Raw genomic sequence first — 21,877 nt, forward strand, 5'->3', positions numbered from 1 at the left:
CCGTGCGGGCGTCCAGGTCCGAGCCGTGCGCGTCGGGAGGCTCTGTCGTCGGGAGGCTCTGCTGTCGGAGGCTCCTGCGTTCGGAGGCTCCCGGGGCGCGGCCGCGACGGTCACCGTTCCGTGAGCTGACCGCCCTCGACGTGCCAGGCGCGGTTCAGCTGCACGGTCTCGAGCATCCGCCGGTCGTGCGTGACGAGGAGGAGGGTGCCCTCGTAGCTCTCGAGGGCCTGCTCGAGCTGCTCGATGGCGACGAGGTCGAGGTGGTTGGTCGGCTCGTCGAGCACCAGCAGGTTGACACCCCGGGCTTGGAGGAGCGCGAGCCCTGCCCGGGTTCGTTCGCCGGGGGAGAGCTCGTCGGCGCGGCGTCCCACGTGGTCGGCCTTGAGGCCGAATTTGGCGAGCAGGGTGCGCACCTCGGCGGTTGGCCAGTCGGGAACCTGGGCTTCGAACTGCTCCGCGAGCGGCGCTGGCCCGGTGAGGGCGGCCCGTGCCTGGTCGATCTCACCGAGGGCGACGCTGGAGCCGAGGCTCGCGGTTCCCGAGTCCGGCTGGATGTGCCCGAGCAGCAGGCGCAGGAGCGTCGATTTTCCTGCCCCGTTCGGGCCGGTGATGCCGATGCGGTCACCGGCGTCGACCTGCACGGAGACGGGCCCGAACGTGAAGCTCCCGAGGTGCAGCTCGGCGCGGGAGAGCGTTGAGACCACGGAGCTGGAACGGGGAGCCGTGCCGATCGTGAACTGCAGCTGCCATTCTTTGCGCGGCTCCTCGACCTCGTCGAGGCGCGCGATCCGGCTCTCCATCTGGCGCACCTTCTGCGCCTGCTTCTCGCTCGACTCCGTGGCCGCTTTCCGCCGGATCTTGTCGTTGTCCGGTGCTTTGCGCATGGCGTTGCGCACGCCCTGGCTCGACCATTCGCGCTGCGTCCTGGCCCGCCCGACGAGGTCCGCCTTCTTGTCCGCGAACTCCTCGTACTCCTCGCGTGCGTGGCGCTTCGCCGTTGCCCGCTCCTCGAGGAACGCCTCGTACCCGCCGCCGTACACGTGGTTGCTGTGCTGGGCGAGGTCGAGTTCCAGCACGCGGGTGACGCTCCTGGCGAGGAACTCGCGGTCGTGGCTCACGAGGACGACGCCACCGCGGAGGCCCTGGATGAACGCCTCGAGCCGTTCGAGCCCATCGAGGTCGAGGTCGTTGGTCGGCTCGTCGAGGAGCACGATGTCGAAACGGGAGAGCAGGAGGGCGGCGAGGCCGACTCTCGCGGCCTGCCCGCCGGAGAGGGAGGTCATGAGGGCATCTGCGCTGAGCTCGAGTCCGAGCTCGGCGAGGACGACCGGGAGGCGCTCTTCGAGGTCGGCCGCTCCGCTCGCGAGCCAGCGCTCGAGGGCGACGGCGTACACGTCGCCGGGGTCCGGGGCACCTGGCTTCGCCTCCTCGGCGAGGGCCTCGGCCGCAGCATCCATCTCCGCGGTGGCTTCGGTGGTGCCGGTGCGGCGGCCGACGTACTGGGCCACGGTCTCTCCGGCGACGCGCTCGTGCTCCTGGGGGAGCCAGCCGATGAAGGCGTCCGCCGGGGCCAGCGACACGCTGCCCTCCATGGGCTCGTCGATGCCGGCGAGGAGTCGCAGCAGCGTCGACTTGCCCGCGCCGTTCGCGCCCACGACGCCGACCACGTCGCCGGGGGCGACGACGAGGTCGAGGGACGAGAAGAGCGTGCGGTGGTCGTGGCCACCCGCGAGGTCTTTGGCGACGAGGGTTGCGGTCATTGCTCTATGTTCGCGCACTCTGGGAGCCCGTGCAGACGGCTCGAGGGCTCGCGCACCTCTGCGGCATTCGGCGGCGACCACTTGACCGGGTGCGGGGCCGGGTCGACACTGAACTCGCAGCCGACATACCTTCGCTGGCTGCGTTGCCGCTCGTCTCCGGATGCTTCCGGCTCGTGGGCCGCGGAAGAAGGTTCGGGAGAGGACAGCCAGTGGCAGAGACGCCGTCGAACCCGCCGCAGGAGCCTCCGCTTGGAGGGCCACCGAAGCCGCCTCATACCCTGGGCCGTGCAGCTTCAGGCTCACCGAAGCGAATCGTCGCGTTCGTCGTGACGGGGGCGCTCGCGGTCGCCGCGATTCTCCTCGGTGCGGAGGTGCTGCGGGTGAGCGGCGACACCATCGAGCAGGGGGACCTCGCTGCGTTCTACGTGCAGCCGGACGGGGACATCCCCACAGAGCCAGGGACGCTGGTGCGCAGCGAGCAGCTGTTCGGGACTCCGATCGGCTCGCAGGCGTGGCGCATCCTGTACTCGTCGACCGACCTCCACGGGGCTCCGGTGCTCCTGTCCGGGGTTGTCGTCGTCCCGGACGGCGAAGCCCCCGCAGACGGGCGGACGGTACTCGCGTGGGGTCATCCGACGACCGGCACGGATCCATCGTGTGCGCCGTCTCGGGCCTTCGATCCGTTCATCGGCATCGAGGGGATGCGCCTCATGCTCGACCGGGGCTACGCGGTCGTCGCTACCGACTACCTCGGAATGGGGGTCACCACTGCGGACGGAGCGCAGGCGGGGCAGGACTCCTACCTCGTGGGGGAGACGGCGGCGCGCAGCATGCTCGACTCGGTGCGAGCCGCTCAACAGATCGACCCAGTGCAGGCAGGCGACGACGTCGTGCTCTGGGGGCACTCGCAGGGCGGTCAGGCTGCGCTCTTCGCGGCGCAGGAGGCGCCGAGCTATGCGCCGGAGCTCACGATCGCCGCGGTGGCCGTCGCGGCACCCGCCGCTGACCTCACGAGGCTCATGGGGTCGCACCTGGACGACATCTCCGGGGTCACGATCGGCTCGTACGCGTTCCCGGCGTTCGCCGAGGTGTACGCGAGTGTGCCGGGCGCGGAGCTGTCGAGCATCCTCACCCCGGCCGCGATCGACAGGGCTCCGCAGATGAACTCGCTGTGCCTGATGAGCAGCCTCACCGAGCTGCACGACATCGGGCAGCCGCTCGTCGGCGAGTTCACGCTGAGCGACCCCACTACGGCGGAGCCGTGGGCAACTCTCCTGCGCGACAACTCGGCCGGGAGCAAGGGAATCGATGCGCCTCTCTTCGTCGCGCAGGGAAGCGCCGACGAGCTTGTGCTCCCGGCCGACACGGCTGCGTTCGTCGCCCACGAGGAATCGATCGGGATCGAAGTTCACGCCGTGACCGTGCCCGGAGCGAGCCACGGAACTATCGCCTACGAGGCGCTCCCCGAGCTCGAGCGCTGGCTCGAGTGGCACGTGCCCACCAACGGAGTTCCCTGATGCTCGAGTTCCCACGCCCCGCATCCGTCGGTCTTGCGTTCGCCGCGACAATCGGGCTTGCTGTCGCCGTGAGCGGATGTTCGACGCAACCCACAGCGACGTGTACTGCCCGTGGTCCGCGAAGATCACCGAGATCGAGGTGCTCGAGTAGCGGCCATCAGGGGGCGGCACGCCCAGATGGTGGCGTCCCCGGGTGGGTGGCGGGGTTTCGAGCGGTGTTGACTGACTCGCCGGGCGGATTGACCGGCCCCGTCTGATGGGCCCGCCGGTGCTGTCGTGGCACCTGGCCGGTTGCGCGGATCCGGGGCGAGTCCACGTCTCGCGTGCACGCCGTTCGGAGCCTCGAGTGCTTCCCTGGGGTGAGGGGGGCGGCAGTCAGTCGCCCGCGAGGATCCGAGCGCAGTGAGGCGGCGAAGATCATGGGAGTCACCAACATCGAAGAGGGAGTTCCCGAGGGCGAGGAGAGGTGGCGAGACGAAGGCGGCTCCGGTGAGAGCACGCACTTCCACGCACACGGCTGGCGTCCCGACCCCGTGGTGCCGAACTCGGCGCCGTCAGCAGGGGCCGCACCCGATGGGGTGACGCCGCCCGTCTCGGTGCCGACCGGATCGGACGAACAGGCTCGCTAGCTCCGGGGCCGCTCGCTGACAGTGGGACTCGAGGTCGCGCAGGAGGAGACGTGTCCGAGATCGCGTCCGGCACGACGCTGAGCGGGGCAGCCCTGGACTGGAGCGCTCGGTATGACGCAGCCGCACGGGGCAGTCCAGCTGGGTGCGCCGGTTTTGCGGCTGGGCCGCTAGCCGGACGCACCTGAAATCCTGATGCGCCCGCTTGCGGCTGGACCCGCCATCCGGACGCACCGCTGTGCAGATGCACCCGCTGTCCGGATGCACCCACCGTGCTCATGCGCCCGCTCTGCAGCGGGGCCGGACATCTGACTGGGGCCGCTACCCGGCTGTGCGGGTGTTGGCGGGAGCGCGGCGTCCGGTCCGGCGGCGCCGGGGACGTGCCGCCGCGACGTCCGATTGGTCGTGCTCGACGGGGAAGAGGGCCTCGGAGAGGGCTTCCTGGGCTTCGTCGAGCGTCCCGTAGTCGCCGATGCTCTGGCCCTGTGGGCCCTGGAGGGTGTGCAGTCCGGTGTCTGCGATCGTGATGAAGCCAGCGAACTCGTCGCTGATGGTTGCCGCGTACACGTCGTCGTCGGCTTGTCGCCAAGAGACTCGAGGTGCGGGCAGGGTAAATGGTATTGCGAGTGTGATGCGATTCTTCGTTTCGTTGCGGCGCAACCCGCCAGCGTTGGCGGGGCGCGTTCTTTCAAGCATGTGTGCGCCGCTGTGGGCGCCTGCTGGTCAGCCGACTCGTGCTCGTGAGCAGGGTGGGCGTCTCGGACTTGGGTCCTGGTGGCCACGGATCCGGTGGCGCGGATGGCGACAGGCAGGATCTGGAATGTCCGCGAGAAGCGGGGTGACCATGCGTCGACTCAACCACTATACGGCACGAAGCCTGAATGAGAAGGTTTTCTCATGAGCGATGACATCAACGGCAGCGTTTGCGGGCCGCCGCTCTCGCTGACGGTGCTGCTAGTCGGTGGCGACCGGGTCGAGCGTCGGGTACTTCGGCGTGCGCGAGTCGCCTGACGACTTGCCGGTGAGTCGACGACCAATCCAGGGAAGCACGTACTCACGCCAGTACTCGGAGTTGCGGGGTCGCTGGATGCTGGGGGTCTGGGGCCCGAAGTCAGGTGCGGGCACGTCGAGGGCGGTGAGGACGTTCGCGGCGACCCTCCGGTGGCCGCTCACCCCCATGTGGAGGCGGTCGCGCGACCAGTAGTCGAGGTGGCGCAGCTCAGGGTCCGCCCAGTTGTCGACGAAGGTGACGCCGGCTTGCGGCGGCATCTTGGCGTGCACCGCGGCGGCGAGCGCGTCTCCGCGGGCGGCGATGCGCTTGCCCATGGGGAGGTGGTCCGAAGGATTCGCGCCCGAGAGGAGGATGACGTGGATGCCGGCGTCGAGGGCCTGCTTGGCGCCGTCGACGAGACGCTGGGCGACGTCATCGATGGAGACGCGTGGGCGGAGGATGTCGTTGCCGCCGCCGTTGAGGCTCATGAGCTGCGGCTTGAGGGCAATGGCGGCGGGGAGCTGCTCTTCGAGGATCGCGTCGAGAAGTCGCCCCCGGATGGCGAGGTTCGCGTAGGTGACCGGCTCCGGTGACGAGACAGCGAGACCCTGCGCGACGAGGTCGGCCCAGCCGCGCACCCGGCCATCCGGCAGCTCATCGCCCACGCCCTCGGTGAAGCTGTCACCTACGGCGACGAAACTCGTGAATCCCATGGGGAGAGTCCATCACACCGGAGCACCCGCGCCGCTCAGGAGCGGAGACGCGCGCCGGAGCCAACTCGCGCTCTTCCTGCAGACTCGGCGGCGGGGGAGTTCAGAGCAGAGCTGCTGTGCGGGACGCAGCTCTGCTCTGCTCCGCTCTGCTCTGCTCTGCTCTGCTCAGCTCAGATCAGGCAGGCGTCGCCCTCGCAGGCGATGCCTGCGTCCCCCAGCATCGTGAAGCCGCCTGCCTGAACGGACCCCGGAGCGGCGTCCGATTCCGCGTCCAGGGCAGCTGGCGTCACGACTGAAGCGCTCAGGGTGCCAGTGCTCACGCTCGAAGTGCCCGAGCCCGTGCCCGTGCCTGAGCCCGCAGTCGCGGCCGCATCCGCAGATGCACCTGGAGTCGCCGTCGCCGTCTCCGGAGCCGCCGCAGCTGGATCCACGGCCGCAGCAATAGTGGGGGCGTCGGTCGTGGCGGTGGCGGACTCGTTCACGCTGTCGGTCAAGTGGTCGGTCACGCGGTCGTGTTGTCGCGGTCGGTGGTGACCTTGTTCAGGACATCCGCGAAGGTCGCCGCTTCCTGGGCCCCGGAGACGCCGTACTTGCCGTCGATGACGAAGAACGGGACGCCTTGGATGCCGTACGCCTGCGCCTGCTGCTGGTCGGCGAGGACATCGTCGTGGTGGACTCGCTCTTCGAGCGCGTGCACGGCAGCGGCGCGGTCGAGGCCGAGCTCTTCGGCGAGGTCGGCCAGCACTTCGATGTCGCTGAGGTCGCGTCCTTCGACGAAGTAGGCCTTGAGGAGGCGCTCCTTCGCGTCGAGCTGGCGGCCGTTGGCCTTCGCGAAGTGGATGAGCTCGTGCGCGCGCACGGTGTTGACGTGCTGGACGGAGTCGAAGTCGTAGTCGAGGCCGACGTCCTTCGCGATGCCGGTGACACGGTCGAGCATCTGCTCGACCTGCACGACGGGGAGCCCCTTGCGCTCGGCGAGGTACTCGGTGGTCGAGCCGTGGAAGTCGATGGGCGTATCGGGGGACAGCTCGTAGCTGTGGTATTCGATCTCCACGGCCGGGGCGTCACCCGACGCGGAGAACTGCTCGATGCCGCTCTCCAGTTTCCGCTTGCCGATGTAGCACCAGGGGCAGGCGATGTCCGACCAGATGTCGATGCGGATCGGAGCCTGGGTCGATGCGGCCTGAGGTGTGTTCTGAGTTGCTGTCGTCACACGCAATGCAACAGGGCCCCTTTCTCGCCTATTCCCAGGCGAAGCCTGCGGGCCGACGGTCCAGACGGCACGCCGACGGACCCCTTCCTCAACCCTCGAGTGGAGTCGAGTCGAGTCAGAACGGTGGCTCGGGAGGGGCGCTGGGCGCCGCGGGCGGAGGATCCTCGTCTCTTTTGCGGGGCGGTTTGCTGCCTCGCCGCCAGGGCAGGTCGTCGGTGGGTGTGAAGGTGGGGCCGTGGGGTTCGGGGTGATCGATGTAGGTTTTTCCGCTTGGGGTGGTCCATTGGAGGGTGCCGCCGTCGTGTTGGGTGACGGTCCAGGCGGTGTGGTGCTTGATGATGTGGTGGTTTTTGCAGAAGTCGCTGAGGTTCCAGGTGGCGGTTGTGCCGCCGTATTGGTGGTCGATGGTGTGGTCGAGTTCGCAGTTCGTGGCGGGTTGGCGGCAGCCGATGAAGCGGCAGTGGATGTCGCGGGCTTTTAGGAAGGCGCGCATGGCCGCGGTGGGGGTGTAGGCGTCGACGGCTTGGAGTGCTCCGGTGATGGGGTGGGTGAGGAGGCGGATGAAGGCGGGTGCGGTCGCGGCGAGGTGTTTCGCGTCTTCGATGGGCATGGGGGACATGCCCTCGAGCAGCGCCGGTGCGCGGCGAGGGTGGCCATCTCTGTCGGCTTCGGTCGGGCCTCCGCCTCCGCCTCCGCTGCCGTCCGCGCCGGTGTCGGTGTGGGTGTGGGTGTGGGTGTGGGTGAGGAGTGTCGTGATGGGGATGCTGAGCTGGACGGTGGCTTGAATGCCTTTCGCGGCGCTCGAGACGGTGGGGTCGCTCGTGAGGAGCAGGTCGGCGATGACGTCCGCCATGACCTGGTCGAGGGTGCGCTCGTCGGGCGCGACCGGGTCTTCGGTCGTCTCGGTCGTGCTGCTCTCGGGGGTGTCGGGGGAGTGGGTGGCTGGCTTGGGGCGGGCTTTGATGATGGCCTTGCTCTGCTTGCGCGCTCGGTCGCGGATCGCGTGCGCGACGAACGAGCTCATGAGTACCCGCAGGATGCTCATGCCGTCGCCGAGGTCCTCGACGCTCACGCGGCGCCGTTGCTTCGCGCGTTCGTGGCGTTGCTCGATGGACTCCCCGGTGAGCTCTTCCGCGACGCGCTCGGCCGCGTGCTGCAGCGCTGCCGGCGGGAGGGGCTCCCGGCGCACGCGCTCCAGCATGACCTGGACGAACTCGCCGCGCCGGTGTGTCTGCTCGGCCGGGTCGTCGTGGTTGATCTTCAGGCCGGTCTCGACGAGCTTGTGCACCTGCGCGGGGGTGGTGGTGTTCGTCTCGAGCGCGAGGGCGAGGGCCGGGAACTCGCGCAGCGTCACGGATGCTGACGCGAGGTGTCCCTGGGCGGTGCCGGCGGCGAGCTTCACGAGCAGAGCGACCTCGTTCGCGATCGATCGCACGTGCATGGCCGATTCCGCGCATCCCTCAGCGACATCGAGGGCGTGCCCGAAGTCGTACGCGGCGGCGTGGGCTCGCAGCTGCAGGGCGGCGCCGGCCGCGAGCATCGCCGCGGCTGCTTCCTCCATCGCGAGGATCTCGGAGCGGCGAGCCGCGACAGAAGCCGGGTCCGAAGGGTCGAACCCCGGATCCGGAACCGGGCTCGGCCCTGTGGCCAACCCCTCGTGTCTGTCGCGCTGCTGCATGCCCAAAGTCTACGAACGACCACCGACATTCGAGAGGGTGGTGGATAACTTTCTCGGAGCACTTGGGGTGCGGCTTGCGGTTCAGTGAGTCTGTTCACAGACATGACATGCACTTCATTCGGCAGTTATTGGTACGTGTGTTCTATCCGATGCGGATGAAAACCAGAACTCACGTTAACCGAGAACTGCGACACTCACTCCGCCTTGACGACCGCCAGCTCGTCCCAGTGGGTGGTTGCGCGGGGTGAGACCATGTCGCGGCGCATGGTCCAGCTCCGCCCGCTACGGAGGCCGGCGATGCCGAGCCCAAGCGATTCCTGGCCGAACTTCGCGGCGACGGCGTCGAGGGCCTCGCCCACGCGCCTGTCTTCGCCGCGCTCGTCGAAGATGTCGAGCGCCGCGTACGAGTCTCGCGCGACGAACTCGAAGAGCGAGACGCCGACGCGCACGTACTTCAGCTCGGCTCGCAGCTGCGGGCCGAGGGCGGTGGCGGCGGCGCGGAAGAGCACGACCGGGTCGTCGGTGGGTTCCGGGAAGGCGACGGACACGGCGTGCGACTCGTGCCCTTCGCGGAAGGGGGAGGTCGCCGCGTAGCAGCTCATGGCCCGCGTGAGCGAGCCTTGCGCGCGGAGCCGGGCGGAGGCGCGCTGCGTGTACACGGAGAGCACCTCCTCGAGCTCCTGCACGGTCGAGATGGGCACTGCGAAGGAACGGGAGAACTGGATCTGCTCGCGCTCCGACGGGACCTCATCGATGGGGAGGCAGTCGATGCCGCGCAGCTCCTGGACGACGCGCTCCTGGACGACGCCGTAGCGGTGGCGGATGGCGGTGGGCGAGGACTCGCGGAGGTCGAGGGCGGTGCGGATGCCGAGGCCCACGTATTTCGCGGCCATCTTGCGCCCGACGCCCCAGACGTCGCCGATGTCGATGGTGCTGAGGATCCCGCTGAGCTGCTCGCGTCCGTAGGCGCCGAGGTGGCAGACGCCGCCGAGCGACGGTTCGGATTTGGAGCCGCGGTTGGCGAGCTTGGCGAGCGTCTTGCTCGGGGCGATCCCGATGCTGACGGGGATGCCGATGAGCTTCCGCATCGCCACCCTGATCTCGCGGGCGACGGCGAGGGCCTCCCGGCGGTCGCCTGGCAGCCGGATGAAGCTCTCGTCGATCGAGTACACCTCCTGCGATGGCGTGTAGCGGCCGAGGAGCTCGATGGTGCGGGCGTTGATGTCGCCGTAGAGCTCGTAGTTGCTGGAGCGGGCGACGACGCCCTTCATCGCGGCTTCCGGGGCGATGGCCTGCCAGGGGGCGCCCATCGGGATGCCGACGGCTTTCGCCTCCTCGGAGCGCGCGATGACGCATCCGTCGTTGTTGGAGAGCACGACGATGGGCTTGCCTTCGAGGCTGGGGTCGAAGATGCGCTCGCAGGATGCGTAGAAGTTGTTGGCGTCGACGATGGCGATCGCGGGCTGCCGGAGCGCCAGCGGCGAGGCCTGGGTCGAGTCGCGCGTCGCGTCCGTCATCTCAGACACGGTGGAGGCATCTCGTGACGACGCCCCACACGGTGAGCTCGCTGAGCTCTTCGAGCACGATGTCGGCGTACGCGGGGTTCTCGGGCGCGAGGCGCACGCGGCCGTGCTCGAAGCGCAGGCGCTTGACGGTGAGCTCGCCGTCGACGACGGCGATGACGACGTTGCCGTCGTGCGGTTCGAGGGAGCGGTCGACGATGATCTCGTCGCCGTCGAAGATGCCGGCCCCGATCATGCTGTCGCCGCTGACGCGGACGATGAAGGTCGCGGCGGGGTCGTTGATGAGGTGCCGGTTGAGGTCGACGGGGCCGGAGTAGTAGCCCTGGGCGGGTGAGGGGAAGCCGGCTGGGACTGCTTCGTCCGCGCGTTCCGGGAGCTGCGCATTGGGCGTGCTGCCGGATTCGACCTCTTCCGGGTGCCCGAGGGGAGCGAGGATCTCGACGCCTGCATCGCTCACGGTCGGCACCCTGTCCTTCGTCTCGGCGGAGAGAGCGGGGTGTGGTCCCGCTCGCTCACGCGTGTGTTCGAGCCCCAATTGTCGCGGATGAACCTTCGGGATGCGTGACGGATGCATCCGCCGAGTGGTGGCGACCGATGGGCACCATGAGCGGCCGGCCCGAGACTGGGTCCTCCACGACGAGGCTCTCGAGCCCGAAGACGGCGCGCACCGTGTCGACCGTGAGGACGTCGCCGGGCTCGCCCGCTGCGTGCAGTCCGCCGTCGGCGAGCGCGATGAGGTGGTCGGCGTAGCGCGCTGCCAGGTTGAGGTCGTGGAGCACCATGACGATGGTCGTGCCGCGGGACTGGTTGAGGTCGGTGAGGAGGTCGAGCACCTCGATCTGGTGGCTGACGTCGAGGAAGGTCGTCGGTTCGTCGAGCAGCAGGAGGTCGGTCTGCTGGGCGAGGGCCATCGCGATCCACACTCGCTGCCGCTGGCCGCCGGAGAGCTCGTCGACGTGGCGGTCGGCGAGGGCGGTCGTCTCTGTCGCTTCGAGGGCGGCGGCGACGGCGAGGTCGTCGTCGTGGCTCCACCTGGAGAGGATGCTCTGGTGCGGGTGGCGACCGCGGCCGACGAGGTCGGCGACCGTGATGCCCTCGGGGGCGATGGGGGACTGGGGGAGGAGCCCGAGGATGCGCGCGAGCTGCTTCGCGGGTGTCCTGTGCACTTCCTTGCCGTCGAGGAGGACGTGCCCGTCGCGAGGCGTGAGGAGCCGCGACATGGAGCGCAGCAGCGTGGACTTGCCGCACGCGTTCGCACCGACGATCGCCGTGACCTTGCCTGGCGGCACGAGGAGGTCGAGCTCGTCGATGACGACTCGGTCGCCGTAGCCCAGGCTGAGCTGCTCGACGATGAGGGTGTGGTCTGCGGTCATAGCGAGCCTCCCGCGCGGTTCGTGCGGATGATCAGGTAGATGAGGAACGGCGCACCGAGCACGCCGGTCACGACGCCGACGGGGTAGCGGGTGCCGAGGAGGAACTGGCCGACGAGGTCGGCGACGAGCACGAGGAGGGCTCCGACGAGGCCGGCGGGGATGAGGAGTGATCCGCCTCCGCCGAAGAGCCGGGCGGCGATGGGTCCGGCGAGGAACGCGACGAAGGCGATGGGGCCTGCGGCGGCTGTCGCGAAGGAGAGCACGCCGACGGCGGTGACGATGACGATGAGCCTCGTGCGGTTGACGCGCACCCCGAGGGCCGCTGCGGTGTCGTCGCCGAGCTGCGTTGCCGAGAGGCTGCGGCTCTGGGCGAGGAGGATCGGGACGAGCGCGACGATCGAGATCGCGACCGGGAGGATGGCGTTCCAGGATGCGCCGTTGAGGCTGCCGTTGAGCCAGCGCAGCGCTTCCTGGAGGTCCCACTGGGCGGCCTGCGAGAGCACGTAGTTGGTGATGCTGTCGAGCATGGCGGCGATGCCGATGCCTATCAGGATGAGGCGCGTTCCCGTGACGCCGCCCTTGAACGACAGGACGTAGATGAGGATGGCGACGCCGAGGCCGACGAAGATCGCGAAGAAGGACACCTCGTTCGCGCCAAGCGAGAGCGTGACGATGCCGAAGGCCGCGGCCGCGCTGGCGCCGGAGGAGATGCCGATGATGTCGGGGCTCGCGAGCGGGTTGCGCAGCATCGTCTGGAAGGTGACGCCGGCGAGGCCGAACGCGAGGCCGGCGAGGATCGCGAGTACGGCACGCGGGAGTCGGAGCCGCCCGACCGTGAAGGTCGCGCCCTGCACGTCCTGGCCGAGGACGACGGCGATGACCTGGTCGAGGCCGTAGAAGGTCTGTCCGACCATGAGCGAGACGACGAAGACGACGAGGATGAGGGCGACGAGTACCAGCATCAGCAGTCGGCGTCGCGCGCTGCGTCGGCCGCGGCTGCGCGCGACGGCGCGGGCTGTCGCCTCGATGACGGAGTTCGGGGAGGCCGGGGCGAGCGAGGTCGGCGAGGAGGCTGGCGCGGCAGAGCCCGTAGGGCGGGTCGCGGTCATAGGGCGCGCACTTTCGAGCGGCGGACGATCCAGATGAAGATGGGGGCTCCGATGATGGCCGTGATGATGCCCACGTCGATCTCGGACGGGCGGGTGAGGATGCGGCCGAGCACATCCGCCCCCGTCAGCAGGGAGGCGCCGACGACGGCGGAGAAGGGCAGTACCCAGCGGTGGTCGACGCCGAACATGAGGCGGCAGGCGTGAGGCACGACGAGGCCGACGAACGCGATGGGGCCCGTGACGGCGGTGGCGGCGCCGCAGAGCACGACGGCGCCGAGGGCCGCCGCGCCGCGCGTCAGCGCGACGCGTTCGCCGAGCCCAGCGGCGAGATCGTCGCCGAGGGCAAGCGAGTTGAGGCCCTTCGCGGAGGCGAGGCTGACGAGGAAGCCGACGATGAGGAACGGCAGGACCTGCGAGATGCTGTCCCAGGTGCCTCCGCCGACGCCGCCGATCTGCCACGACCTGGCGCTCTGGCTGATGTCGCCCCGGGGCAGGATGATGGCGGTCACGAACGACGCGAGCGCGGCCGACGTCGCCGCACCGGCGAGGGCGAGCTTGAGGGGCGTCGCGCCGCCCCGCCCGAGCGAGCCGACGACGTACACGAAGACGGCCGCGAGGGCCGCGCCGGAGATGGCGACCCAGATGAAGCTCGACGCGGAGGACAGGCCGAAGTAGGCGATTCCCGTCACGACGGCGAGGGATGCGCCCATGTTGACGCCGAGGATGCCCGGGTCTGCGAGCGGGTTCCTGGTGACGCCCTGCATGACGGCGCCCGAGACGCCGAGGGCGGCCCCGACGGCGACGGCGAGGAAGGTGCGGGGGATGCGCTTCGCGATGGCCGCCTCGTCGAAGCCGTTCGTCGATCCGCCGAGGGCTGCCACCGCATCCGCCCAGCTCACGTCGCGCGATCCGATCATGACGGACACGACGATGAGCGCGCCGAGCGAGGAAATCGCGAGGAGGAACCACAACGCCCGCAGCCGCCGGGGGCGTCGCACGATGGCGACACCCCCGGCGGCTACGGGAGGAGCGGTCTGGGTCACTTGACCTGTTCTGCTGCCTGCGAGAGGAGCGCGACGTAGTCGTCGAGGATCCACGAGATGGACAGCGGCGTGGGGTTCGCGGCCGTGCCGAGCGGCTCTGTGCCTGGCAGGTTGACGATCGAGCCGTTGGCGACGGCGGGGATCTGCGAGAGCACGGGGTCGCCCTGGAGGGTCTGGACGAGCTCCTCGCCACCGTAGGTGACGATGATCTCGACGTCGGCGAGCGTGTCGCTCTGCTCGGCGCTGATGGTCTGCGAGAACTGGTCGGTCGATGCCGACGCGTCGACGAGGCTCTGCGGGAACGTCATGCCGAGGTCCTCGAAGAATGCGCTGCGGGTGTCGTGCGTCGTGTAGAAGCTGACCTGGCTGAGGTCGGTCTCGTCGACGTGGGTGAGGAACATGGTCTTCTTGCCCTGAATGGCCGGGTACTTGGCCGCCGTCGCCTCGATCTCACCCTCGAGCTCGGTGATGAGTGCGTCGCCTTCGGCCTCGAGGCCCATGCCCTGGCTGTTGAGGCGGATCATGTCGCGCCACGAGGTCGCCCAGGCCGTCTCCGGGTAGGCGACGACCGGTGCGATCTCGGAGAGGGTGTCGTAGTCCTCCTGCGTCAGGCCCGAGTACGCGGCGAGGATGACGTCGGGGTTCGTGTCCGCGACGGCCTCGAAGTCGACGCCGTCGGTCTCGTCGAAGAGCACCGGGGTCTCGCCGCCGAGCTCTTCGAGCTTCTCGCTCACCCAGGGGAGGATGCCGTCGCCGTTGTCGTCGCCGAAGTCGGCCCTGGCCATGCCGACGGGCACGACGCCGAGGGCGAGGGGCACTTCCTGGTTGGCCCAGTTGACCGTGGCGATGCGCTCGGGCTTCTCGGTGATCGCCGTCGTGCCGAGGGCGTGCTCGATGGTGATCGGCGTGAAGTCGCCGTTCGCTGCGCCCGGCTCCGCGTTCGTGCCGGCGGAGGGGGTGGTCGAGCAGGCGGCGAGGCCTGCCGTGAGCAGCGCTGTCGCGGCGAGGGCGACGAGCTTGGAAGCGCGGGGCATGGTGTCCTTTCGAGGGGGGAGCTGAGCCTTTTGCGCACGCCGATGAACGCCGTCTGGCGGCGGAGAGGCGGGGTGCGGTGTCGAAGTCAGCGGCAGCCGTGCAGGGCCGAGAGCTTGCCCTGTTAGGAGTGCCTTACCAAAGCTAAGCGACGCGCGTCGCGTTTGCAATCGAGGCGAACCGACACATTTCTTTGCGAAACAGACACCGTGTGGTGCGTGTGGTCGCGATCGGCGGCTGCTTCAGCCCGCCAGGGCTACTGAGCCCGGAACCGCCCCGGACTCATCCCCGTGACCCGCCGGAACGCGGTGCCGAAGGCGCTCGCCGACCGGAACCCCGTGGCGACCGCAACGTCGTCGATGCTCTCTCCGTCAGTGAGGAGCACGATGGCGCGCTGGATGCGAGCCGTTGCGACCCAGCGGCTGAAGCCCAGGCCGGTCTCCGACTGGAACTGCCGTGTGATCGTGCGGGCGCTCACACCCAGCTCGACCGACCACTCCTCGAGTGTGCCAGCGTCGCGGACATCCGCCCTGACCGCGTCGACGATGGGAGCGAGCAGGGGCGAGTCGGGGATGCGCAGCAGCAGTTCATGCGGGGAGGGGGCGAGCACGTCGAGCACCATCGCCTCGGTCGTCGCCCGGGACGCGTCGTCGAGTCCGGGCTCCGCGAGACGGTCGAGCAGCAGGCGCAGCAGGTCGGTGACGTCGACAGCGACGGGTTCGTCGGCGATGGGGGCCGTCGTCTGCACGCTGAACATCGCCGTCCGGTACCAGGTGCCGGCCGGCGTCCACGCCGTGTGCCTGACCCCGGCGGGGATCCAGAGGCCGACGGCCGGCGTGATCGTCCACGTGCGTGGGCCGACGGTCAGCGAGGACGCGCCGCGCGTGTTCCAGATGAGCTCGTGCGTGGGGTGGGAGTGCTCCTCCCAGAACGTGTTCCGCTCGATCGCCTCATTCATGCCGTCGATGACATACGGCACGTCGATGGAGCCTGCCTCATAGAGGGGCAGGCTCCTCCGGTCGACCTCCGGAGCGCCGAACGTGCTCATGGCACCAGCCTACGGAGCCGAGCGGATGCCGCCCGCACGGCGGTCGTCGTTCAGCTGTGCTCGGCCTTCAGCCAGTCACCGGACGTCGGCGTCCACCCGTAGGCGTCCCGCGCGTACTGCCCGGTCGCGGCCTGGTCCTGCAGGAGCGCGTCGGCGAAGGGGGCGCCGAGCCGCTCGCGGCTCGCATCCGGTGTCTCCTCGACGAGCTCGACCGTGCCGTGCCCCGACGAGGCGATCTCGCGAACCGTGGGGTTCTCTCCGCTGGCCGCGATCACGTAGCCGACGGCGGCACCCTTCTCGAGGACCCGGACGTACAGCTCGGCGAGGTCGTCGACGTGGACGAGTGTCCACCGCTGCCTGCCGTCGCCGACGAGGGACACGGGGCCGGACCCGTCACCAGCGAGGAGCTGGGTGACGCCGCCCTGCCCGCCGTAGACCACCGCGGGTGCGATGATCGCGGTGTTGACGTTGCTGTTGATGACCTGGCGGTCGATGGGGACGCGCCACGACACGATCTCGGGTGCGTCGGTTTCGGACTCCTCCGTGATGGACGAGTTGTCGCCGAACAGCCAGATGCCGCTCGTGTGCACGAACTGCGTCGGGGAGTGCACCAGCTCGTTGAGCACGCTGGGCACGAAGCTGGGGTCGACGTCTTGCGCCGATGCGGTGTGGATGACGCCCTCCGCCTGGCGGAGCAGCGGGGCGAGCGCCGCCCGGTCGGTGAGGTCGACGACAACCGCCTTTGCGCCGGTCTCTCGAACGCGCGCCGCCTTCTCCTCGCTGCGCACCGCGGCGGTCACGGCGTGGCCGTTCGCGAGGAGCGCGCGCAGGACTGCCGAGCCGATGTAGCCGGTCGCTCCGGTCAGGAACACCTTCATGTTGTCGCCTTCCGCTGTGTCGAACTGGACACTGGGGTGCAACCGAGGCGGGGTCGGAGTCATTCCGGGCGGTCGCACCCGCCGACCGGATCCTCAGCTTTCGTCCGGCCCCGACGGACGGGCGCGGGTGCCCTGCTCGACGGGCGTCGGGTTGTGCTCGTAGGAGTGCTCGTCGAGTGAGCCACCGGACTTCAGCACCCGCAGCTCCTCGGTCTGCACCCGGAGTGCGGGGGCGGCCGCCAGGTTCGACGGCTGCTCCGGGGTGCCGGGGAGCCACACGTTGAAGAAGAGGTTCAGGACCACCGAGACGATCGCCGCCGCGCTGATGCCCGAGTCGAAGATCGTCACGAACCAGTCGGGGAACGCGTGCCAGAACTGCGTCGAGACGACCGGGATGAGCCCGAAGGCCAGCGACGAGGCAACGATGATCATGTTGTTGTTGCCGGTGTAGTCGACCTTCGAGAGGGTGCGCACGCCGCTGGCCGCGACGCTGCCGAAGAGCACGATGCCCACGCCGCCCAGCACGGGGCTCGGGATGACGCTGAAGACGGCGGCGGCCATGGGGGAGAGGCCGAGGAGGACCAGCAGCCCGCCTCCGGCCGCGACGGCGAAGCGGCTCTTGATGCCGGTCAGTGCGACGAGTCCGACGTTCTGCGCGAAGGCGGTCGCGGGGAACGAGTTGAAGACGGGGCGATGAGCGAGGACAGCATGTCGGCGCGCAGCCCGTCGCCGACGCGGCGCGAGTCGACTTTCGTTCCGACGACCTCTCCGACGGCCAGCACGTCTGCCGTCGTCTCGACCATGATGACGAGGATCACGATCGTCATGGAGACGATGGCGCCGATCTCGAAGATCGGCATGCCGAAGGCGAAGGGCTGCGGGAACGCGAAGATCGACGCGGACCCGACGGCGTCGAAGTCGGCCTGGCCGAGGATGAGCGCGAAGACCGTGCCGATCGCGAGGCCCAGCAGCACGGCGAGCCGGGAGAGGGCGCGGATCTTGCTCAGGATTAGCACCACCGCGAAGGTGAGCAGGGCGAGGCCGATCTTGTCGGCGGATGCGAATCCCTCGGCGGTCGGGTCGGAGCCCGTCACCCAGCGTCCCGCGACCGGCATCAGGGAGAGGCCGATGACGGTGATGATCGATCCGGTCACGACGGGAGGGAAGAACCGCACGATCCTGGCGAAGAACGGGGCGATGATGAGGCCGATGGCGCTCGCGACGATGACGGCGCCGAACACGGTCTGGAGTCCGGTCTCCCCGTTGCTGCCGATGATGGCGAGCATGGTCGAGACGGCCGCGAACGAGATCCCCTGCACGAGGGGGAGCCTCGAGCCGAAGTACGGCACCCCGATGGTCTGCAGCACGGTCGCCGCGCCGCTGACGAAGAGCGCGCAGGCGACGAGCAGCGCCTTCTGGCCGACGTCGAGGCCGGCGGCGCCACCCACGATGAGGGGAACGGCGATGACGCCGCCGAACATCGCGAGGATGTGCTGGACGCCGTAGCCGACGGTCTTGCCCGGGCTGAGCCGTTCGTCCTCCGGGCGAGCATCCGGTGACGGTGATGCGGACGCTGACGGAGGAGTCGAGGGCGCTTGGCTTCTGCGGGGATCGGGAGACATGAGCTGACCTCTCTTGGGGTCGTCAAGCAGCGCTGCCACGCGGGAGCTGGGCGGAGCGCTGAGCTGAGGGTGTGCGGAGAACGCCGGCTCGCTGGCCGGCAGGACCCTAGATGAACCCGGGCGTGTCTGCCCAGGCCTCGGGCGCCGGTGCGACGCCGTCTCGGATGACGGTTCCCTCGATGAGGCCGTAGGGGCGGTCGGCGGCGAAGAACACCTCGCCGGGGTTGTCGAGGTCGAACGGGGAGAGGTCGACGAGGAAATGGTGCTTGTTCGGCATCGCGAAGCGCACCTCCGCGATCTCGGGGAACTGCTCGATCGCGGCCTTGCCCATCTGCCACAGGGTCTGCTGCAGGGCGAGGGAGTGGACGGTCGCGAAGGTCGAGATGAGGACCGCGGAGATCGCCTCGTAGAGGGCGTTGTAGTCGGGCTCCGCATCCACGGCCTCTGGCATGTAGCGCCAGCGCGCCGTGACGGAGGTCGCGAGGATGCGGTCGGTCGCCTCCGCGAGGGTCGTGTACTTGTCTCGCGGGAAGCCGTGGAACTCGCTGCCCGTCGATTTGAGCACCGTCAGGTCCTTGAGCCCGGCCGTGACGTGGGTCGCCCCGTCGATCTTCTGCACGGTCGCGAGCCGGGTCGCCTGGCCTTTGCGCACGAAGGCATGGTCGTGCTCGGCGCCGTCCACGCGGATGCGCTCCCACTCGAACTGCTCGGCCTGCCACAGGCCGCCCTCGATCCACTCGAAGGCGTCGACGAAGTGCGAGCCGAGCTTGAGGAGAAAGCTCTCGGGGGAGCCGACGCCGTGTTCGCGGGCGAACGCGAAGATGGTGTTCTTCTGCGTGTCGGTGGCGACGACGAGCGAGTTGTCGCCGTCCAGGTAGGACCCGGCGAGGGCCGCTCCGCGCAGCTGGCTGGTGATGTTGAGGTCTTCGATCTCGTGGCGATCGGTGTCGCGGGTGATCCTGACGAGGCGGTTCTCCGCCTTGCCGTACTTGTTCGCGCCGAGACTCACGGTGACGTCGGTCATGGTCAGGTCCCCCTGTAGGTCGAGTAGGCGAATGGGCTCAGCAGCAGTGGCACGTGGCAGTGCGGCGGGTCGCCGTCGCCGGGCGTGCCTGGTGCGCTCGCGACGGTGAACGCCACCGTGATGTGCGGGTAGAAGGTCGCGACGCCGCGCTCGGCGAAGTACGCGCCCGTCTCGAAGACGAGCTCGTAGGAGCCGGCGGGGAGGGCCTCCGGGCCGAGGTCGGTGACGCGGCCGTCCGCATCCGTCACCGCCTGCGCCAGCTCCCGGCCGTCGAGTGTCCGGAGGCGGATGTGCACACCCGCGGCGGCCAGTCCGACAGAGCTGTCGAGCACGTGGCTCGTGATGTGGCTGGTCATTCGGTCACCGATTCGTCGAGGCGGAGGAGGGTGATGTCGCGGAGTTCCGAGGCGACGACGGCGAGCTCCGCGTCGTCGTCGTTTTCGAGGCGCGCGTCGAGCTGCTCCAGGATCTCGGCGGGGGAGCGGCCCGCCGCCCTGACGAGGAAGATGCGGTCGAAGCGCGCCTCGTAGCGGCGGTTGCCTTCGGCGATGCGCTCGCGGAGCTCATCGCCCGCGGTGGCGACTGCCCCCTGCTCCCTGGCGGAGTGCCCGGCGCCCGGTTCGGCGGCGCTGGCCCGCTCGCCGATGCGCGGGTGGCCGGACAGCGCGAGCTGCACCTCAGCCTGGCTCCAGGCGGACGCCGCCTCGGCGGCGCGCTCTCGCATGGCGGCCTTCGAGGCGAACGGTCGCGATCGAACCATCGTGGTCGTGAAGGTGGGTATTGCGACGAGCGTCGCGGCGAAGTCGGCTGCATCGGCGTCGCTGAGCCGATTGAAGTCGCTGATGAGCACAGGCAGATCCCTCCGTGGCGGATAACCGTAAAGCTATCCCTTCACGCCCCGTGGGAGATTTCAGCGAGGTAAAAGAGAGGTTTCGATGCGTTTCGAGAACACCGCCGACGAGCCCGCCTCAGCGGAGGGGTGAGCTGCCGTCAGCTGCGCGCGGTGTGCGACTCGGAGAACAGCGGATCGCTCGGGTCGGAGTGCGGGGCCCTTGCGATGACCCAGTTCGCGACGCACGGCTCCGGCGAGCGGTTGCTCACACGGTGCGGTGTCTCCGAGGAGTACGTGATGGAATCGCCGGCACGCAGGGTCACGGTGTCGCCATGCACCTCGACGGTGAGCTCGCCGGAGATGACGACCCCTGACTCGACGCCCGTGTGGGTCGCGAACGAACTCGCGTCGCCCGCAGAGGCGGAGGTCATAGGCGGGAAGGTCGACTCGAAATGGTCGATGCCCGAGGTGCGCGAACCGGAGAGGCGGCGGTAGATCACGCCGTTCTCGAGCACCACGGGAGCGATCTCGCCCTGCCGGAGCAGGCTGTAGCTGCCGAAGCTCGAACGCTCGGCATGCGCGCCAGTGCCGCCCGCGAAGACATCCGTGATGGAGGCACCCAGCTCGCCGACGATCGCGATCAGCCGATTCACGCTCGGCCGCATGACGCCACGCTCGATCTGGGAGACGGCGCTGGCGGAGATGTCGAGGCGCCTCGCCAGCTCCCTGAGGGAGAGGCCGGCCTCCTCACGGAGCACCCGGAGTCGGGCACCCAGCTCGGCGGCGTCGCCCGCCTGATCGGCGAGCGTCGAAGCAGCGGCGATCTCCGCGTCGGACCTGGGGGTGACGGTCTCTGGTTCTGGCACTGGTCACGCGCCTCTCGGCTCTGGGAACCCACAGAGTAGCAAGCGCGAGCTTCACACCGCCGGTAGCCGAAGCTCCGGCGGTGTGAAGGACAAGCTACGCCGTCGTCGGTCCCAGGTCCGGGTCGGTGGCCTCCGCGGCGGGCGCAGGCGCGACGACGTCGCTCTTCGGCACGCCGTCGGTGTCAGCCGAGCTGCCCGCACGGTCGGTGGAGTCCGGGCCGCGGCGCTCGACGCCGACTGTCACCTGCGTCACGAGCGCTGCGATCGCACCCACCGCGACGAGCACCGGGGCGAGCGCCGCGGCGACGACGGTGACGGCGAGGCCAGCGGTCAGGGGGATCTCGAGGAGTGTCGTGCCGTCGTCGTTCTTGATGAACACGCGACGCACGTTGCCCTCGTGGACGAGCTCCTTGACCTTGCCGAGGAGGTTCTCCCCGGAGACCTTGAACTCTTCGTATCCGCTCTTCTTTTCCGTCATGTGGTGCATCCCTTTCGTCGGTGATCTTGCGTTTCGGTGGAACTGGGTCAGGTCATCTTGGAGGAGTCGGGCAGCTCCTGGATGGACCAGGAATTGCCGTCAGGGTCGGCGAAGGAGATGAAGCGCCCCCACGCCTGCTCGTCGATGTCGCTCACGGCGACGCCTCGGCTCTGGAGGTCGGCGTGCGCCTCCTCGATGGACGCGACGACGCACTGGAGCGCGCGCAGGGAACCTGCAGGCATGTCGCTGATGCCCATGCCGAAGGCGATCGAGCACGCGGAGCCCGGAGGGGTCACCTGCACGAACCGGATCTCGTCGCTCACCACCTGGTCGTGGTCGACCGGCCACCCCAGCGTCTCGCCGTAGAAGGCGCGCGAGCGGTCGACGTCGGCGACGGGAACGCCGACGAGTTCGATGCGGTACTCAACCATGATGATGCCCCTGGTTCCCCTCGTGTGCCGTTCGGCCGCGACCGGTGGATGCCGGTGCGTCGACGGTGCAACGTGCGGGCAATCTAGCACCGGCCGCCGACAGTTCCCGGAGGTGCTTTG

At 69.3% G+C, this 21,877-nt stretch carries 24 protein-coding genes; 2 read left to right on the forward strand and 22 right to left on the reverse strand.

Going from position 1 to position 21,877, the window contains the following annotated elements; genetic code table 11:
* Positions 1-110: 110 nt before the first annotated feature.
* Positions 111-1,760, reverse strand: a complete 1,650-nt coding sequence (locus ITJ61_RS00865; protein ID WP_194685214.1) for an ABC-F family ATP-binding cassette domain-containing protein — start codon at positions 1,758-1,760, stop codon at positions 111-113.
* 209 nt (positions 1,761-1,969) lie between these two features.
* Here ITJ61_RS00865 and ITJ61_RS00870 point away from each other — a divergent pair, with 209 nt between their 5' ends.
* Together ITJ61_RS00870 and ITJ61_RS00875 are read left to right on the forward strand one after the other, a co-directional pair.
* Entirely contained in the window at positions 1,970-3,277 is a 1,308-nt protein-coding gene (locus tag ITJ61_RS00870; protein WP_323744274.1) for an alpha/beta fold hydrolase, read from the forward strand.
* Positions 3,278-3,696: 419 nt separating this feature from the next.
* On the forward strand, positions 3,697-3,906 hold the full coding sequence (locus ITJ61_RS00875) for a hypothetical protein (RefSeq protein WP_194685215.1): 210 nt from the start codon (positions 3,697-3,699) through the stop codon (positions 3,904-3,906).
* 318 nt (positions 3,907-4,224) lie between these two features.
* Here the strand turns inward: ITJ61_RS00875 and ITJ61_RS00880 are convergent, their stop codons facing one another.
* From ITJ61_RS00880 to ITJ61_RS00975, 21 genes are all read right to left on the reverse strand, one after another.
* Entirely contained in the window at positions 4,225-4,470 is a 246-nt protein-coding gene (locus ITJ61_RS00880; RefSeq protein WP_104241004.1) for a hypothetical protein, read from the reverse strand.
* Between the two features lie 387 nt (positions 4,471-4,857).
* A complete protein-coding gene (locus tag ITJ61_RS00885) occupies positions 4,858-5,607 on the reverse strand; it encodes an SGNH/GDSL hydrolase family protein (protein WP_194685216.1) in 750 nt (249 codons plus the stop codon).
* Between the two features lie 170 nt (positions 5,608-5,777).
* Positions 5,778-6,113, reverse strand: a complete 336-nt coding sequence (locus ITJ61_RS00890; RefSeq protein WP_194685217.1) for a hypothetical protein — start codon at positions 6,111-6,113, stop codon at positions 5,778-5,780.
* Positions 6,110-6,820: a DsbA family oxidoreductase gene (locus ITJ61_RS00895; protein WP_194685218.1), complete on the reverse strand. Its 711-nt coding sequence runs from the start codon at positions 6,818-6,820 to the stop codon at positions 6,110-6,112. The genes ITJ61_RS00890 and ITJ61_RS00895 overlap by 4 nt, the downstream gene beginning before the upstream one ends.
* A gap of 115 nt (positions 6,821-6,935) precedes the next feature.
* Positions 6,936-8,498, reverse strand: a complete 1,563-nt coding sequence (locus ITJ61_RS00900) for an HNH endonuclease signature motif containing protein (RefSeq protein WP_194685219.1) — start codon at positions 8,496-8,498, stop codon at positions 6,936-6,938.
* Between the two features lie 194 nt (positions 8,499-8,692).
* Positions 8,693-10,015 carry a Y-family DNA polymerase gene (locus tag ITJ61_RS00905; protein ID WP_194685220.1) on the reverse strand — a complete coding sequence of 441 codons (1,323 nt, stop codon included), beginning with the start codon at positions 10,013-10,015 and terminating at the stop codon, positions 8,693-8,695.
* Between the two features lies 1 nt (position 10,016).
* Positions 10,017-10,478, reverse strand: coding sequence for a LexA family protein (locus ITJ61_RS19660; RefSeq protein ID WP_258063096.1), 462 nt, complete (start codon positions 10,476-10,478; stop codon positions 10,017-10,019).
* 55 nt (positions 10,479-10,533) lie between these two features.
* Positions 10,534-11,394, reverse strand: coding sequence for an ABC transporter ATP-binding protein (locus tag ITJ61_RS00915; RefSeq protein WP_194685222.1), 861 nt, complete (start codon positions 11,392-11,394; stop codon positions 10,534-10,536).
* Positions 11,391-12,503, reverse strand: a complete 1,113-nt coding sequence (locus ITJ61_RS00920) for a FecCD family ABC transporter permease (protein WP_194685223.1) — start codon at positions 12,501-12,503, stop codon at positions 11,391-11,393. The genes ITJ61_RS00915 and ITJ61_RS00920 overlap by 4 nt, the downstream gene beginning before the upstream one ends.
* Positions 12,500-13,546, reverse strand: coding sequence for an iron ABC transporter permease (locus ITJ61_RS00925; RefSeq protein ID WP_323744275.1), 1,047 nt, complete (start codon positions 13,544-13,546; stop codon positions 12,500-12,502). The genes ITJ61_RS00920 and ITJ61_RS00925 overlap by 4 nt, the downstream gene beginning before the upstream one ends.
* The gene (locus ITJ61_RS00930; RefSeq protein WP_194685224.1) at positions 13,543-14,580 is read right to left on the reverse strand and encodes an iron-siderophore ABC transporter substrate-binding protein; all 1,038 of its coding nucleotides are present in this window, start codon (positions 14,578-14,580) and stop codon (positions 13,543-13,545) included. The genes ITJ61_RS00925 and ITJ61_RS00930 overlap by 4 nt, the downstream gene beginning before the upstream one ends.
* 254 nt (positions 14,581-14,834) lie before the next feature.
* Entirely contained in the window at positions 14,835-15,626 is a 792-nt protein-coding gene (locus ITJ61_RS00935; protein WP_104241014.1) for a helix-turn-helix domain-containing protein, read from the reverse strand.
* A gap of 50 nt (positions 15,627-15,676) precedes the next feature.
* On the reverse strand, positions 15,677-16,504 hold the full coding sequence (locus ITJ61_RS00940; RefSeq protein ID WP_104341219.1) for an NAD-dependent epimerase/dehydratase family protein: 828 nt from the start codon (positions 16,502-16,504) through the stop codon (positions 15,677-15,679).
* A gap of 93 nt (positions 16,505-16,597) precedes the next feature.
* Positions 16,598-17,137: a solute carrier family 23 protein gene (locus ITJ61_RS20455; RefSeq protein WP_416366856.1), complete on the reverse strand. Its 540-nt coding sequence runs from the start codon at positions 17,135-17,137 to the stop codon at positions 16,598-16,600.
* A complete protein-coding gene (locus tag ITJ61_RS00945) occupies positions 17,134-18,126 on the reverse strand; it encodes a uracil-xanthine permease family protein (protein ID WP_416366841.1) in 993 nt (330 codons plus the stop codon). Before ITJ61_RS00945 ends, ITJ61_RS20455 begins: the two co-directional genes overlap by 4 nt.
* Before the next feature lie 106 nt (positions 18,127-18,232).
* Positions 18,233-19,150, reverse strand: a complete 918-nt coding sequence (gene pucL, locus ITJ61_RS00950) for a factor-independent urate hydroxylase (RefSeq protein WP_194685225.1) — start codon at positions 19,148-19,150, stop codon at positions 18,233-18,235.
* 2 nt (positions 19,151-19,152) lie between these two features.
* Complete coding sequence (gene uraH / locus ITJ61_RS00955; RefSeq protein ID WP_194685226.1) at positions 19,153-19,506, reverse strand: hydroxyisourate hydrolase; 354 nt, start codon at positions 19,504-19,506, stop codon at positions 19,153-19,155.
* Complete coding sequence (gene uraD / locus ITJ61_RS00960) at positions 19,503-20,000, reverse strand: 2-oxo-4-hydroxy-4-carboxy-5-ureidoimidazoline decarboxylase (RefSeq protein WP_194685227.1); 498 nt, start codon at positions 19,998-20,000, stop codon at positions 19,503-19,505. The genes uraH and uraD overlap by 4 nt, the downstream gene beginning before the upstream one ends.
* Positions 20,001-20,140: 140 nt before the next feature.
* Entirely contained in the window at positions 20,141-20,848 is a 708-nt protein-coding gene (locus tag ITJ61_RS00965; RefSeq protein ID WP_258071214.1) for a helix-turn-helix domain-containing protein, read from the reverse strand.
* A gap of 94 nt (positions 20,849-20,942) precedes the next feature.
* Positions 20,943-21,326 carry a DUF4342 domain-containing protein gene (locus ITJ61_RS00970; protein WP_194685228.1) on the reverse strand — a complete coding sequence of 128 codons (384 nt, stop codon included), beginning with the start codon at positions 21,324-21,326 and terminating at the stop codon, positions 20,943-20,945.
* 47 nt (positions 21,327-21,373) lie between these two features.
* Positions 21,374-21,757 (reverse strand): VOC family protein, encoded by a 384-nt coding sequence (locus tag ITJ61_RS00975; RefSeq protein WP_194685229.1) that lies wholly within the window; start codon positions 21,755-21,757, stop codon positions 21,374-21,376.
* Between the last annotated feature and the right edge of the window lie 120 nt (positions 21,758-21,877).

This window comes from Pseudoclavibacter sp. VKM Ac-2888 (assembly GCF_015351285.1).
GTDB lineage: Bacteria > Actinomycetota > Actinomycetes > Actinomycetales > Microbacteriaceae > Pseudoclavibacter.